7 protein-coding genes are annotated in these 16,109 nt (G+C 53.3%); 4 read left to right on the forward strand and 3 right to left on the reverse strand.

Annotated features, from left to right (window positions below; all coding sequences use genetic code 11):
* Nucleotides 1–136 precede the first annotated feature (136 nt).
* On the reverse strand, nt 137–1,747 hold the full coding sequence (locus tag QEH59_RS15705; protein WP_308986333.1) for an arylsulfatase: 1,611 nt from the start codon (nt 1,745–1,747) through the stop codon (nt 137–139).
* Between the two features lie 93 nt (nt 1,748–1,840).
* On the opposite strand from QEH59_RS15705, the gene QEH59_RS15710 reads away from it, so the two are divergent.
* The 4 genes from QEH59_RS15710 (at nt 1,841) to QEH59_RS15725 (ending at nt 12,796) form a co-directional block, all read left to right on the forward strand.
* The gene (locus tag QEH59_RS15710; RefSeq protein WP_308986334.1) at nt 1,841–5,005 is read left to right on the forward strand and encodes a hypothetical protein; all 3,165 of its coding nucleotides are present in this window, start codon (nt 1,841–1,843) and stop codon (nt 5,003–5,005) included.
* A gap of 73 nt (nt 5,006–5,078) precedes the next feature.
* Nucleotides 5,079–9,020: a trypsin-like serine protease gene (locus QEH59_RS15715; RefSeq protein WP_308986335.1), complete on the forward strand. Its 3,942-nt coding sequence runs from the start codon at nt 5,079–5,081 to the stop codon at nt 9,018–9,020.
* A gap of 5 nt (nt 9,021–9,025) precedes the next feature.
* Nucleotides 9,026–12,025 (forward strand): glycoside hydrolase family 9 protein, encoded by a 3,000-nt coding sequence (locus QEH59_RS15720; RefSeq protein ID WP_308986336.1) that lies wholly within the window; start codon nt 9,026–9,028, stop codon nt 12,023–12,025.
* Nucleotides 12,026–12,160: 135 nt separating this feature from the next.
* Nucleotides 12,161–12,796: a transposase gene (locus QEH59_RS15725; RefSeq protein ID WP_308986337.1), complete on the forward strand. Its 636-nt coding sequence runs from the start codon at nt 12,161–12,163 to the stop codon at nt 12,794–12,796.
* A gap of 76 nt (nt 12,797–12,872) precedes the next feature.
* On the opposite strand, the gene QEH59_RS15730 is transcribed toward QEH59_RS15725, so the two are convergent.
* The gene (locus QEH59_RS15730) at nt 12,873–14,300 is read right to left on the reverse strand and encodes an MFS transporter (RefSeq protein WP_308986338.1); all 1,428 of its coding nucleotides are present in this window, start codon (nt 14,298–14,300) and stop codon (nt 12,873–12,875) included.
* A gap of 210 nt (nt 14,301–14,510) precedes the next feature.
* Nucleotides 14,511–15,890: an IS4 family transposase gene (locus QEH59_RS15735; protein ID WP_308986339.1), complete on the reverse strand. Its 1,380-nt coding sequence runs from the start codon at nt 15,888–15,890 to the stop codon at nt 14,511–14,513.
* Nucleotides 15,891–16,109 lie beyond the last annotated feature (219 nt).

A 16,109-nucleotide genomic window follows, 5' to 3' on the forward strand; every position in this document is an offset into this window, starting at 1 on the left:
CGGCCCTGGTTCAGAGAAGCGAGGATACGATTGTAGCCTCAAAACTCTGTTTTGGGGTGCGTCTAGTTGAGCGGCGAATCGTCCGTCGCTGCTACGGCCCCGGTTCAGAGAACCGAGGATACGATAGGGACTTTCCCTAGCGATCACGCAGTCGATCTGGCATGGCTGTTGGCACATAGGGCGTGCCGCCTGATCTGTCGTCGCGAAGGTGTTCCGCTGGGGTGGGATTCTTGAACTCGGCGTAAGGCTTGCCCTTGGCGTTCAGCCACCAGTTCTCCCAATTGATGGATAGCTTCTGAACGAGTTCGGGATGCGAGCTGCTGAGGTCCACGGTTTCGCTGCGGTCCTTGGCGATGTTGTAAAGTTCCCAGTCCTTGCCGTCGACGGCGGTGAGTTTCCAATCACCTGCGCGAATGGCTCGATGATCATAGAGCTGGAAATAAAGGGCGTCGTGCGGCTCGCGGACTTCTCCTTGGAAAATCGGTAATAAACTTTTGCCAGGGAGTTCTGGCAGGGCTTTGCCTTTGCCTGCGGCGGCGTAGGTGCTGCCTGCAAGTTCGAGAAAGGTTGGCATGAGATCGATGATGTGTGCGGGTTGCGTGACGATCGAATTCGGACGGGCGATTTGATTGGGCCACCAGGCAATAAAGGGTGTGCTGATGCCGCCTTCGTGTTGATTGCGTTTATACAGGCGCAGGGGGGTGTTGCTGACGTTGGCCCAGCCCATGCCGATTTCCCAATTGGAGCCGGGATCGCCTGGGAGCTTGTCTTGGGCGAGCATGTTTTCGTCGGTGCGTGCGTAGGGCGAGCCGCCGTTGTCGCTCATGAAAATCACTAGCAGGTTTTTATCCAGTCCGGCTTCTTTCAGATTTTGCAGCAAGCGGCCGATGTTATGATCGAGACGGTCGACCATGGCCGCGTAAACTGCCATGCGCAGGTCCTCGAGTTCTTTTTGTGCGGGGCTGAGCGATTCCCATTCGGGCAGATTGCTTGGGTGCGCGGAGAGTTTGACTTCATCGCCCATGATGCCGAGCGCTTGCATGCGTGCGAAACGTTGGGCGCGAATGGCGTCCCAGCCGGCCTTATAGGTGCCGCGATAACGTTCGATGTCTTCGCGGGGCGCCTGTAGCGGATTGTGTGGCGCGTTATACGCGAGATACATGAAGTAGGGCTTGTCGGGGTGGGCGGCTTTGGATTCTTTGATGAAGTCGATGGCGTAGTCGGTGACGGCGTCGGTGACGTAGAAGTCCTTTGTCTGTGGTTTGAAAGGAGTCTTATCTAGGCGAAAGGATTGGTCGATCGGGGGGAAGAATGCGCTGGCGCCACTAAGGTGTCCGAAGAAACGGTCAAATCCGCGATCAATCGGGCTGCCATTGAGATGCCATTTGCCTAGAGCGAAGGTCGCATAGCCTGCCGGACGCATGACCTCGCCGAGCGTCGCGCCGCGTTGCACACCGAGCCCTGTGACGGGCCAGTAGTGGCCAGACATGATGTTGGCCCGTGACGGTTCACATTTGGAGGCGTTGTAAAATTGAGTAAAGCGCAGGCCTTCTTGAGCGAGTCGGTCTAAGTTGGGCGTATTGATTTCGCTGCCGTAGCAGCCTAAGTCGGAATAGCCCAGGTCATCGGCGAGTATGTAAATGATGTCCGGCTGCTCTGAGGCCGCGGTAGCGGTTGCGTTTCCTAGCGATAAGGCCAGCGCGAGCGCGATGAGTGCACGTAAGGGGCGGTGTAGTCGTTGTGGCATGGGTCTAATGTTTTGTGGTAATTATTATCCTTAAGAATTGTTTCTTGTTATAGTCTTGACCCGCAGAGTGCAATAAGAATCATTTCTTATAGAATGAAACCTTTGTCACTTTTCAACCCTAGGACTGATTCCGATTCCACTATTAGTCACGCTCAGGCGGACTTTCAACGGGCTTTTGAGGACCCGCCAGCGGAGTTGCGCGGAAAACCATTTTGGTCGTGGAATGGAGAGCTCAATGAAGAAGAACTGCTGCGTCAGATGGGAGTCGCCAAGTCGATGGGGATGGGGGGCGTTTTTATGCATTCCCGCACAGGTTTGAAGACGGAGTATCTGGGCAAGGAGTGGTTTGAGCTGATCAATAGTTGCTCGCAGCAGGCGAGTGAACTCGGCCTCGAAGGTTGGCTTTACGATGAAGATCGCTGGCCTAGCGGCAGTGCGGGCGGCAAGGTGACTAAGGGCCAAGCGCATCGGATGCGTTCCATTATCTTACGTCAATATGCGGCAGGTGAAGCGATTGAATGGCCGGAGCTGGAGAACTTTATCGAAGCGCATTATGCAGATTTGGATGGCTTGCACTTGAAGCAGTATGACTCGGTTGCGCATCAATCGGTGGACGTGGTGCCTGCGGGCCGACAGCTCTTGATATTTGTCCGGGAAATTCATCCATCGCATTCATTCTATAATGGTGGCTCGTATCTGGATACTTTAAGTCGTTCGGCGACGGATGCATTTATCGAATCGACGCATGAAAAATACCGTGCGCACTGTGGCGACCATTTTGGCAAAGCAATCAAGGGCGTGTTTACGGATGAGCCTCATCGCGGGTTTATTCTGTGTGATGCGGTTGAACAGCCGGGGGCGTCGGATTCCGCGCGAGCGATCCCCTATACGGAAGCACTCTTTGAAGAATTTTCGCAACGCTTCGGTTATGAACTGCGTGGACGATTGCCGGAGCTCTATTTTCAGTATCATGGGGAGAGGCTTTCCAAATTAAAGTGGCATTATGCCGAACTGCTGCAGCAGCTTTTCATCGAAAACTGGGCGCGTCCTTGCTTGGACTGGTGTGAGTCGAACGACTTGCTGCTTACAGGACACGTGCTGCACGAAGATTCACTCGCGGCGCAAGCAGTGCCTTGTGGTTCATTGGCGAGATACTATGAGCAGATGAGCTATCCTGGGATCGACGTGTTGACGCAGGATTGCCGCGCATACTGGGTGGCGAAGCAGGTGGTGTCCGTCGCGAGACAGCAGGGGCAGCCGTATGTGCTGTCCGAATTGTATGGCTGCACAGGGTGGCAAATGGGTTTCGAGGGGCACAAGCAAATCGGGGACTGGCAAGCCTTTCTCGGTGTCAATCTTCGCTGTCATCACCTAGCGTGGTATTCCATGGCGGGGGAGGCGAAACGTGATTACCCCGCAAGTATTTTTCATCAATCCGCATGGTATCCAAAATACAAATACGTTGAGGATTATTTTTCTCGGGTGAATTTAATCTTACAACAAGGTCAGCCGGATTGTGACGTATTGGTGATTCATCCTAATGAGTCGATTTCGGCGCAGTTTCATTTAGGCTGGGCCACTTGGCTACGATCGATTTCGCCGGCGGTGGATCAGCTGGAGACGAAATTTGTTGAACTCTTCCATTGGCTGACGAATAGCCAAATCGATTTTGATTATGGCGATGAGGAACAACTGTCACGTCTGGCAGAAATCGAGGTCGTGGATGGGCAAGCGTATCTGCGCTTCGGTCAGATGCGGTATCGCAGCATCGTGGTCGGTGGCTTAGAAACGATGCGCGGCACGACTTTGTCGTTGTTGGAAGCCTTTCAATTAGCGGGCGGAGCGGTCATCTTTGCTGGTGAGGTCCCCGCTTATCTGGATGCCGAACGCAGTCGTGCGCCGCGTGCTTTTGCGCAGCAGGCGCTCGCATGCGCCTGGGAGCGGGATGCATTGGTTGATTGCCTGCGGGAAAATAGCGATCAGTTGCTGCAACTCAACGAAGGTGCGAGTGTCGCGGATGTGATTAGTCATGTGCGGCGCTTGGATTCTGGAGAAGTTTTTATCGGGTTAGTGAATACGACAGAAACGCAATTGAAGCAGGTTCAAATTGATCTCCGCCAGAGCGGTCGAGTGGAGCGCTTGAATTGTCGCAGCGGCCAGATTGAGGCAGTTGTAGTGACATCGCATGCGGATGGCCTGCGCTGGTGGGTTGATTTCGAGTCGCTCGGTGAGCACTTGTATCGAGTCGTGCCTGAGACGGAACAATCTGAGAGCGCAGAACCTGAACGTGTATCCGCTGCGCCATTTTCGGTGCCGATCGAGGGGCCGTTTGATTATTCATTGAGTGAGCCGAATACATTACTGTTGGAGCGTGCTCGTTATCGTTTAGATGATGGAGAGTGGAGTGAGTGCCGGGATATTCTACGTCAGGATACGGCGATTCGTGACACGCTCGGTTGGCCGCAAGTGTCTGGAGAGATGGTGCAGCCTTGGTGTCGTCCTAAGAACGACGACGTTGTTAGCAAGAAGTTGACGCTGGAGTTTCCCTTTAATGTTTCGCAGATCCCCGCAGCACTTGACTTACTGGCAGAGCAACCAGAACGCTGGCGCATTTCGCTCAATGGACGTGTCATCCTCTGCGAAGATCTGAGCCATTGGCACATTGATATCGCGTTGAAGCGTATTCAATTGCCGGTCGAGTATTTACGACAAGGTGAAAATTGCATCACCATGGAGACTGATTTGTCACAAGACACCGATCTTGAAGCGATCTACTTGCTCGGCGATTTTGGTGTTTACCGTAAAGATGAAGATTGGGAGATCGCTGCATCGCCGAAGCAGGTCTTTGTGGGGGATTTGGTGGAGCAAGGATTTCCTTTCTACACAGGGGCTGTTACCTATTGTTTGCCGCTTCCGAATGCTTTGTGTGAGCAAGCCATGGATGTGGAGCTTCCTGAGTATTCGGGGGCCTGCGCTGAAGTGATACTCGGCCAGCATTCAGAGTTAATTGCCTTTCCACCGAGTCGAACCAGCTTGCCCATGTCATCGGATGACACCTGCTTTAAGGTGAAGCTTTATCTGACGCGTCAGAATCTATTTGGTCCTTTGCACCGAGTGCCGAAAGAACAAGGGATGACACGTCCCGATTCCTATCGGACTGTTGGGGATGCTTATAGTGAGGCGTATCAATTATTCCCAAGTGGTTTGTTGACATCTCCGATTGTGCATCTGTCAGCGCCGTTCGTCTCGAATGAGTGAGCGCAAGAGAATGGTCTCTCATTCTTAAAATTAATGACGGCCGCATGTCTGTGGTGGTCGTCACTTTTTCTATATGAACTCTATGTTTCGCTCTTTTCAAAACTTTCGAACATGTTTCGCAGTGCTCAGTTTGCTCTTTTGTTTTGTGCACTCGGCGCATGCGGTGTTGCGCCATCCGGGGATGACGGATGCCGAGGCTTTGGCGCTGGGTGACTTGCCGCAGTTTGAGAGCAAGGCCTACGTCAGCGGTTGTTCGGCGGCGATGCTCAATAGCGAATGGGCGGTGTCTGCGGCTCATTGTATCAGCCTCAAAGACGAGCAGCGCGTGACGATGATTTATGAAACGAATGGCGTCTCCACCACGGTGGCGGGAACGGCCTACCGTGTGCAATCGGGCGATGGTGGCTATGACGATGTCATGCTCATTCACTTGGACACGCCGATCACAGCCGCTGTGGCTTGGGTGGCACCTTACGATCGCTTCGACGAGTATGAGCAGTTGGGGTGGCAAGTTGGGCGAGGCACTTCCGGGGCACTGGGAGTAAATACGACTTTAGACAATCAGTTTCGTGCAATGACTCAGCGGATTATTTCAACGATCCTTGATGAGGCATCGATCATTCCTCAGCATATTTATTACAATTATAACAACCCTAATGTCACTAGCCCAAATGAATATGCGACTCGCTTTGAGGGCGGCACGGGGCAAGGGGACAGTGGGGGGCCACTCTATGTGTATTCACGTGGCCGATACTTCAATGCCAGTGTCGTGAGCGGCCCGCAGGATGGGAGTTATCGCAATGGTCGCCTAAGCACGCATGGCGCTGCCATGCTGGCTAGGTCGGGACTGAAATTTGCTTATCCGCAAGCACTTACGCCGCAGGCGGTTTGGGTGGCGGAAGATCTAGAGGCTTCAGTCGCGAACTTGAGCACGGTGACAACTTGGACGGATCGTCTCAACGGACTCAGTTTTTCGAATGCCAGTGACGGTGGCACGGGCGCGCCTGTCTTTGTGGTTAGCGCATCGCCAACCGGTTTGGCATCTGTGCGTCTGGATGGTGATGATGCACTGGGGCTATCACTCGCGGAAAATCCTTTTAATGGCACTACGGCGATGAGTCTCGCGATCGTAGTCAAGTCGAGCGGTGGTAATGCGGGGCTAGAAACGGATGACTTTGGCACCGCAGGTTTGTTGGATGCGAGCGTTGCGGGCAGTGATCTCGGATGGGGGCTTTCCATGGCGGCGAATGGTCGTTTTGGTTGGAGTATCGAGGACCTCGATGGTTCGGTGGATGCGCTCTTTCGCGGAGACACGGACAACGGTTCTGCGGCGGAGGGGGAGTGGCATGTGGTCGTCGCGACCTGGGATGGTTCAGAGATCGCGTTGGATAACGCGGGCGATGAGCGTAACATGAAGCTCTTCGTGGATAGCTTGGCGCAGTCCAAGACCACGCAAGCGGCGAATCACTTTAACATTGGCCGAGCAGTTAGCTCCTTGGTTTTAGGAAAAAGCCAGACCAACGCGGTCGGTGGGTTTCAAGGAGAGATTGCCGAGATTCGACTCTACACGGGAGAACTGCAACTACATGAAGTGGATCGCTTACTCACGAGTTTGCGCGAACGCTATGTCAGCGGTTCGCTCGGAGTCAGCTTTGAGCGGCCTTGGTCGTCTAAGATCTCGATCCCCGCTGGACAGAGTTTACGCACGCGTGGATTGCTCACGGGGGGGGGCACTTCAATGTTTTGGGAACTCGAGTCTGGGCCCGCTCCAGTTACTTTTTCAAATGTGACTTCGCCTGATACAGAGATTACATTCGAAGCAGTGGGCACGCATGTCCTAAGCGCAGTGGTGACGGACGGTGTTTCGGTGGGCACGACAGACTTGACAGTTGAAGTGACTGTGCCCGGTGAGTTGCCGACAACGAGCAGTGATGCGGTGACGGGTAATTGGATTTCGAGTGATGTGGGCAGGGTTAATGTCGTCGGTAGTCACAGCGAGGCCGCGGGTGTTTTTACCGTGAATGGTTCTGGCCAAGGTGTCGGCGTCGGAGAGGGGCAGACTTACGATGAAGGCCGCTTTGTGTGGAAGGCTGTGGCGGGCGACTTTGATTGGATCGCACGACTCGACTCGCTGACCGATGCATCGGGCCCGACCCGTGCGGGACTGATGGTGCGCGGAGGACCGGGCGCGACTGATGCCGCCGCATTTGTCGGGTTTGCGCCGAACGGCACGGTGTATGCCTTAGGTCGTCGTGATGGTGGGTGGTATGCGGAGCTTAGCAGCGATGCCGGCTTGGGACTAAGCTTTCCAGTGTATTTGAAATTAGAACGACGCGGCGAAACTGTGTCGGCATTTGTTTCGTCCGATGGAGTGACGTATAGCGCCATTGAATCAGAGCTGACGGTCGCGTTACCAGGCGTAGCACGTGTCGGGATGTTTGTGACGAGCGGTCACGAGAGCACAACGGTAGCTGGGGAGTTTAGCGAGTTGTCGTTGTTGCAAACGAGCTTCGCGGCCACAACTGCTTTATCAGTTATGAGTGCGCAACAATTAGGTGGGGTGATTGATCTTGATCCCAGTTCCTCGGGCACGGATGAGCCATGGTTGAGTGTAGATCTCACGAATGGTTCCAGTGTGGCCAATGTGTATCAGACCTATGTCGGACATCGTCAAATCTCACGAGCGACTTTGACTGAGGGCGGCGATTATTGGGCAAGCCTCAGCGCCGATGATGGCAACGCGCTCACTGCGACCAGTCGTGTGATCGAGACGGTTTATCATACACGCTATGAATTTAATACGGCCAGCGATACGGAAGGATGGAATGGAAATAATGTGACTGATTTGACCAGTGACGGCAGCAGCCTGACGGGCACTGCGAGCTCAGATGATCCGCAGATCAACATCACTGGCTTATCGCTGGATGGAACACTGCATACGCAAGTGGCAGTGAGAATGAAAGCGAGTGTCGTCGCACCGATTCAATTGTTCTGGGGCCGCGAGGGCGCGGGCGGTTTCGCAGCGGCACGTTCGCTGCTTTTGGATTATACCGAAGTCGGGGCCTTTCAGTCGCTGGTCTTTGATTTGAAGGATGTCGACGAGTGGGATGGTGAAACGGTCACTGCTTTACGCTTGGATCCGCTGAATGGATCGGTGAATGGGCAGAGCTTTGAAATCGATTTTGTTGAAATTTCAGACGGTCGTGCGATTCGTCAAGCACCAGCGTATCGCTTCGATGTGGGCGGTGATAGCGAAGGGTGGAAATTTACCAAGGACATCGCTAGCACTTATGTGATCGGTGGCGCTTTGCAGGGCACGACGACTGGCAACGATTCGGTGTTGACGCAGAGCGGTGTCGATTTCGATGCCGACGGGGTGGACAGCGTGCTGCTGCGCATTCGCTCGTCAGTTTCAGGAGTGGCTGAGTTCTTTTGGGGTACGACCGATACGCCCGCGTTCAGTGCGGCGCGTAAGGTGAGCGCGAGCTATATGGGCGACGGTTCGTATCAAGTGCTGCGCCTACCGCTCGCGGGAAATGCGGAGTGGGATGGCACTAGCTTGCAAAATATACGCTTGGATCCGAGCAATCAGTCGGGCGTTGTTTTCGCGATTGATACGATCCTCTTTAGCGATGGCGACGGTGATCAGGATAGCATGCCCGACACCTTTGAACTCGCCAACAATTTGAATCCGCTGGCCAGTGAGGATGCCATGTTGGACGCCGATGGGGATGGCGTGAGTAATCTTAGTGAATATATCGCGGGGACTGATCCGACAGATGGCAGTGACCGCTTCACTTCGACCTTTGTTTACACCGATGGGGAGGCCTTTGAGCTGAACTTTAGTGGCAAGTCTGGTCGTCGCTATCGACTGATGCGCAAGCTGAATTTGACTGACTCGAGTTGGGTGCAAGTTGATAGCCTCGGCGCCTTAGGTAGTGATCAGTCCGTTCATTTATCGGACTCCAGCAGCTTCGATCAGGCGTTCTACATGGTTGAGATTTCATTCCCGTAACTCATATGTTTACAACCCATGCGATCGCTTGGTGGCGTCGTGTTTTCTGCACGCACCCTCTATTCATATTTACTTGGGTGCTGGGCGCTGCGCTCCATGGGCAGACGGTCAGCGTTGAACTCGTTGAAGATTACGGCAACAGTTATCAAGCACGTGCGACGATCACCAATGATTCCGCTGTGGCGCTGAACTCGTGGCTGGTGACCTTACAACTGGACGGCACGCTCGATAAGAATTGGGAGAGTCTCTATCAAGCTTCGGAAAGTGATGTTGATAATCGGGTGTATGCCTTTTCCAGTGAATACTATAACAGAGTCATCGCACCGGGGGAGTTCGAAAGCTTCGGGTTTATCGTTCGCACGAGTTCGGAGCCAGTTTTGCCAGAGGGTGGTTTGGTGACACGTGACTGGGAGCCAGTGTTTGAACCCCGCGTGAGTGTCGCGGATGTTGATAACGATGGATCGGGGCCGTTGCTTGGTAAAGCGCAGACGGGTGACTATAACTATGCCGAAGTGCTTCAGAAGTCTTTGTTCTTTTACGATGTGCAGCGCTCTGGTGACTTGCCTGTCGATTTTCGAGTCGCTTGGCGCGGGGATTCCGCGGTGAGCGATGGCAGTGATGTTTCGTTGGATCTCAGTGGTGGGTTTTATGATGCGGGCGATCATGTGAAGTTCGGACTGCCGATGGCGTATAGTTTAACTATGCTCGCTTGGGGCGCGGTGGAGTATCCGTCCGCCTATGCCGAAACGGGACAAGTCTCGATCCTGTTGGATCAACTTCGTTGGGGGGCGGATTACTTGATCAAGTGTCACGTGCGCAATGAAGATGGATCGACGGCGGCATTTTATGGGCAAGTCGGGAACGGGGATGTAGATCACGCGTATTGGGGCAGTGCCGAAAGTATGACGATGGCGCGGCCCGCGTATCAAATCGATGTGGACCATCCTGGGTCGGACCTCGCTGCGGAGACGGCTGCGTCGCTCGCGGCGATCTCGATGTTGGTTGCCATCGACGATCCTGACTACGCCGCCGAACTGATCGATCACGCCGTGGCGCTTTACGAATTCGCTGATACCTATCGCGGCAAGTATAGCGAATCGATTACGAACGCCGCGAGTTTTTATAACTCATGGAGCGGGTATCAGGATGAATTGGTGTGGGGCGCGCTTTGGTTGTATCGCGCGACAGGAGATGCCACCTGGCTGAACAAAGCAAAGAGCGAGTATGCGATGCTCGGTGGTGGCGCAGGGAATCAGCCGTTTATCTGGAGCCTCTCTTGGGATAATAAATCCTATGGTTGCTACGTCTTGCTTGCGGATTTGGATGGCGGCGCGACTTATAAAGCCGATGCCGAACGTTGGCTCGATTACTGGACTATCGGTATCAATGGCCAAAAAGTGAACTATACGCCAGGCGGCTTGGCATGGCTGGACGAGTGGGGCTCCTTGCGTTACGCCGCCAATACTGCGTTTTGTGCTTTGGTGTATGCCGATAAAGTCAACGACCTCGATGCGCGTTATTCAGATTTTGCGAAGGCGCAAATCAACTACGCCTTAGGCAGTAACCCACAGAATCGCAGCTACGTCTGTGGCTTCGGTGTCAACCCGCCGATCAATCCGCATCATCGCAATGCCCACGCTTCGACAACGAACGACATTGATAGCCCCAACGATAACCAACACGTGCTCTACGGTGCCTTGGTCGGTGGTCCTGGAATCGACGATGCCTATGTGGATGATCGCAGCGACTATCAACGCAACGAAGTGGCGATGGATTATAACGCCGCTTTTACGGGGGCACTGGCGCGGCTCTATCTCGAGTATGGTGGCTATGCGCTCGACGAAGTGGATGCGCCACCAGTCGATGCAGCCGTGTTGCTCTATGAAACGGTCGATGACTTTCCCACAGGTGCACAGACTGATCGTGAATGGAAAGCCCTGTGGCCCGGCACCAAGTGGGCGAACGGTCCCGACGAAGGTCGGCTCGAAGTGGACGATACGATTGCTTATAATGGTAGCGGGAAATCCGTGCGGGTGCTTTATCCGGAAGGCGGTAAGCAGTCGAATGGCAGTGGTGCGCAATGGTTCATTGATTTAAAAGGCGAATACGATGAACTGTATTTTAGCTACTGGTTGCGCTTTGATCCTGACTTTGACTTTGTGCTGGGCGGTAAGTTGCCCGGGCTCGGAGGGGCAGTGTCTTTCGACGATCGCACGCATGAGTGGTCGGGGCGCTTGATGTGGCGCGAGAACGGATGGGCCGAGTTTTATATTCATGTGCCGTCCGAGCATTTGAACGATCCGGGCGATCGTTTCTGGTGGAATACCGAAGGTTTTCAAGCGATCTTCGTTCCCGGACGCTGGCATCATATCGAGATTCACATGAAGTTAAATACTCCGGGGCAACAGGACGGATTGGCTGAAGGTTGGTTTGACGGCGTCAAAGCCGCCACATATCCGGGCTTTGATTTTCGAGATGCGGGCACATCCAGCGCGCAGATCGCATGGGTATTCTTTAGCACCTTCTTTGGCGGCAGTAGTGGTGATCATTGGAATGCCCAGAAGGATGAGCATGCGCGTTTCGATCAATTCATCGTTTCTAAGGAGCGCATCGGCTACCCTGGTAAACCCGAGGATATCGACTCCGATCAATTGCCGAATGATTGGGAATTGCAGCACTTCGGTAGTGACATGGCAGCCGATCCAAATGCGGATAGCGATGCGGATGGCGATTCGGATTATTTCGAGTATATCGCCGGCACTCATCCCAAGAATGCAAGCGACCGGTTGGCACCCCAGGTGCAAAAATTAAGTGATGCGTTTGTGGTTGATGTGAATGCCAAGGCGGGGCGAGTCTATCGACTCTTGCGCAAGTTGAATTTGACTGATGCTGATTGGCTCGAAGTGGACATTAGTGCGACGATCGCCACGGACGGCACACTTAGTCTCGAAGATCCCAGCTTGCATGGTCGCGCGTTTTACAAGGTCGAAGTGACAGAGCCGTAGCGTGACGCATTCAAGGGCAGGGATGCCCTTGTTCCGGTTTAGCTCCACAGGGCATCCTTGCCCTGTGCTGCTGCGAGTGGCGACTCTAATTTCTGGCTGGTGTTCGCGTTCTAAATTTCTAACATCCACTTTTAGATGAGTGAGTTTCTCAACCCCTATGCGTACATCGACCAGCACGGCCTGAATCTGCCGCACTGGCAGCAAGGGGAGGCTTTTGTTTTTGTTACATGGCGCATGGCGGACTCTCTACCTGAAAATGTTTTGCGCGCTTGGTCATCCGAGCGCAGGATTTGGTTCGAGAAACACCCGTTGCCTTGGGATGCATCGACGCGTGCCGAATACCGTGAGCGTTTTACGCAGCGGATTGAGCGATGGTTGGATCAGGGCAGCGGATCGTGTGCGCTCAGTGACCCAACGTTTCGTTTAATCGTCGAGGGAGCACTTTCGCATTTTGAAGGTGAGCGTCATGCTGTTCGGTCATACGTCATCATGCCCAATCATGTGCATATTTTATTTCAACCTTTGAGTGGCTGCCTGCTGGAAGATATTTTGCATACATGGAAAAGTTATTCGTCGCAGCAGATTATGAAGACAACGAAGCATACTGGTGAATTTTGGAGTGCGGGCTATTGGGATCGCTTGATTCGCGATCGGACTCATTTTGAACGTTGTGTCCGCTATATCCGTAATAATCCAGCAAAAGCGAAACTGAATCCTTCGCAGTTTAGTTTGTATGAGAACGAAGCACTGACTTGTGAGTCAGAAAGGTGATTCAAGGGCAGGGATGCCCTTGTTCCGGTTTAGGAAGCAGGGCATCTTGCCCTGTGGCGTTGTGTCTCGGTATGCGCTATGTGTCTTTGCCCGCTTTGGCTTCAAGTAAACGCTGCGTTTCTTCGGCACGTTGACGACTGATCGGGTAGAACCACATTAGAAAGATCGCAAGTACCAGGCCGAGTGACTGAAAGCCGATGAGTAGGGCTTTCATTTTTACGGCGGTTGCTTCGTCCAAGCCAGAGGCGTCGACCACCTGTGGGTCGTAGCCTGCCGCCGTTGCCATGTAACCACCGAGCCCAAAAGTAATGCCTTGGGCCGCTTTGAGTGCGAAGCCTTTGACGGAACTAAACATGCCTTCGCGGCGGCGTCCGGTTTCGAGTTCGTCGTCATCGCAGACGTCGGCCACCATCGAGTCAATCATCAGCCAGCAACCCTGCATGCCAATGAAGGTGATGCCGCCGACTACGTAGAGGGCCCATGGCCAGCGTGGATCGATCGCGAAGAAATTAAGTATGGTCCCGAGGAGAACAAAGCATAGGCCGACTAACATGGCCGAGCGTTTGTTGAAGCGCGTCGAGAGATAGCCGATGAAAAACATGCTGACATAAGATAACCCAACCGCGAGTGTTGTGAACCATCCCGTGAAGTCACCAATTGCCTTTTCGCTGCCATTGAACACATAGTGCAACATCAGTAGCGGGGCGATGCTTTGCGCCGAGAAGAGCGCGACGATAATGGTCACGTAGGCGATGAATAAGATGACGAAGGGCTTATTCGTCATCGTGTATTTGATCGCGGGCAAAAGTTTGATCGGTTCTTGCGTTTCAATTTCAAGGTCCTCTTTACAGCCAAAGGTTGGAATCAGACCGGAGATTAATACGATAACAGCCACCCCGACTGTGACCCAGAAAGCACCTTCACCTAAGTTCGGAAAGGTATCTGCGGCTGCGAGCCGAAAGAGCCAACCGGCGGAGACTGACCCGATGAGCCCGATATACATGCGCCAGACGATGACGCGCGTTCGTTCATCGTAGTTGGGCGTGAGCTCGAAACCTAGCGCAGTATAGGGAACTACAAACAGTGTATAGGCGACTGCAAGCAGGCTGCCAATCGTGACGATGTAAAAGAACGGGATATTACTGAACCATGGGTTCTGCGCGGTTTCTGCTCCCATCGGTGTCCACAATAGGGGCAACAGTAGGGCGCAGGCAATGACTCCGAAAAACATCAAGGGGCGGCGACGCCCGTATTTTGTTTTGAGGTTGTCGGACAAGTTGCCAATCCACGGGTCGGTAAAGGCATCGATTAACCGCGGAAAGGCCAAGGCCATGCCCGCCAGCGCTGGACTCAAGCCAAAGTGCTGCACGTAGACCAGCGTGCCGAGCGCGGTCAAGGTGTTGAACATAAAGTTATCCGCTAGACCACCAAATCCCCAGGTAACTTTCGTGCGTAAGGGCACGCGTTTTTGGCCAGGTATGTGAGGGATGTGTGTAGAACTCATGGAGATGCTAAAGGTTCACCTATTGATTAAACAGAAATACAGTTTGTTCTAATGATTATCCAGGTGACAGAATAAAGCAACAAGAAAGGTTTCTTGTTGTTCTCGGATTGGTCATTTGATTGGTGCTAGTGGCGCTTATTTGTTGGAGCGGTATCGCATTATAGAAAGTAGAAAGTCAGTTTCGTATGAGCGGGCTAAAGGCCAATGTCTTTAAGGATTGGTGACTTGTATAGTTTTAACAACTCGTTTTGACTGGGCAACTTTAGTTTTTGGCCAGTCTTTTGTGGGTTGTCGTAGGGTTCTAGGGCAAGTTCTAGGTCTTCGTTTTTTAATAACGGCATCATAGCTAAGATCATCTAAGAGTCGCTGGATCCACTGAGCCAGCGCTTGCGGGGTAATCAAGTCTGCACCGACTTGCAGTAGCTCGCACAGTGCGGCTGTCTTGTGCAAAACCTTGGCAAAGCTGATGCGCAAGGGCTCAACGCCTGCGACAGAAGCGACGCTTTGGCGCTGCCTGGCTATCAGCGCGGCCGCTAAGAGCATCGCAAGCACTTCTTGGGCTGCGGTTTGCGGAGTGAGTGCGTCAAGTAGTTCTCCGCGGGCGTGCAGGTGGCTTTTCAGTTCTCGGAAGAATAACTCTTCCTTCCAGCGTGCGGCGTAAAGGGCGATCAGCTCTGTGGCTGCGCTGGTGGTGTCATCGAGCAGACTCGTCCACAAGCGTATTTGAAGACACGAACGGTGACCACTCTGGTCTTCATAGCAGACTCGACCATAGATCTCACGTAGTTCGAGTACACCCATCTTCTTGCGTGTGGATGGATCAACCGCTTTGACTTCGACCAGCCATGAACCATCCGCGAGTTGCCGCGTGCGCTTGGCTTTGAGATTAGACTTTATCCGAACCAGAACGTGACTGTGTGTGCGCCGGAGCATTGACCAGAGTCCCCAGATCAGCGAAGGATAACCGAACAGTCGGTCGGCTAAAAGCAGACTGCGCTCGGGGAGGTCCTGCGCCGCAAACAGTTGCCGCGCGAGTGTCAACTCGCCCTCGCCTTGCCAGCCTATACGGGTGCCCAAAGGTTGGTGCATACCCAGTTCCACGAGGACAACTGCCAGCAAATGCGCGAAAGCAGGTTCACCGCTACCGCGGTTGCAAGCCACTTTTGAAGCCTGTTCATTAATGCTTCCGGTATTACGTAAATTGAAACGAGTCCCGTCGATGGCCACCAACCGATATGCATTATAAAAGGCCTGCGCATCTCGCTCACGGTCGGCTAACGGACGCAGCGCGATAGGCAGTATCTCTTCGATCAGCTTCTCGCCAATCGACAAGGCCCGCTGGCTGAGCGCGCTGTCCGAAATGCGCACTCCGGATACCGCCTTGGTATTAGACGAGAAGGTACCCGAACGTGCCAACTCATGGTAGACCCTGGACATCAACCATTCCCAGCCATTTAACTTGGCTTGCCCACCACCGCGAGGACCGTGCTGCGCGAAAATCAGAGCGCAGCTCTCACGGCTAAATAGCTCCTCAAAGGCAGCTGGAAAATTAGAAAACAACGGTAAACACAAAGAGGTGGATGCGCTCATTCATACAAAAGAAGCAATCGTACTAAAAGTACGAGTCTGAAATGATTACGTTAACTAAAATCCAATCCTTAAAGACATTGGGCTAAAGGCTGAATGTGATGACAAAAAAAGTCGGAAGGTCTTAAGAGGGCGTCTAATAAATTTCCAAAACGGTTAGAATCTAGCCGCACGCTTGAGCATGAGTCGAGTCATCGCAATATGAATCATGGCAGTAGATGA

It is taken from the genome of Thalassobacterium sedimentorum, assembly GCF_031127905.1.
In the GTDB taxonomy this organism is placed as follows: Bacteria; Verrucomicrobiota; Verrucomicrobiia; order Opitutales; family Coraliomargaritaceae; genus Thalassobacterium; species Thalassobacterium sedimentorum.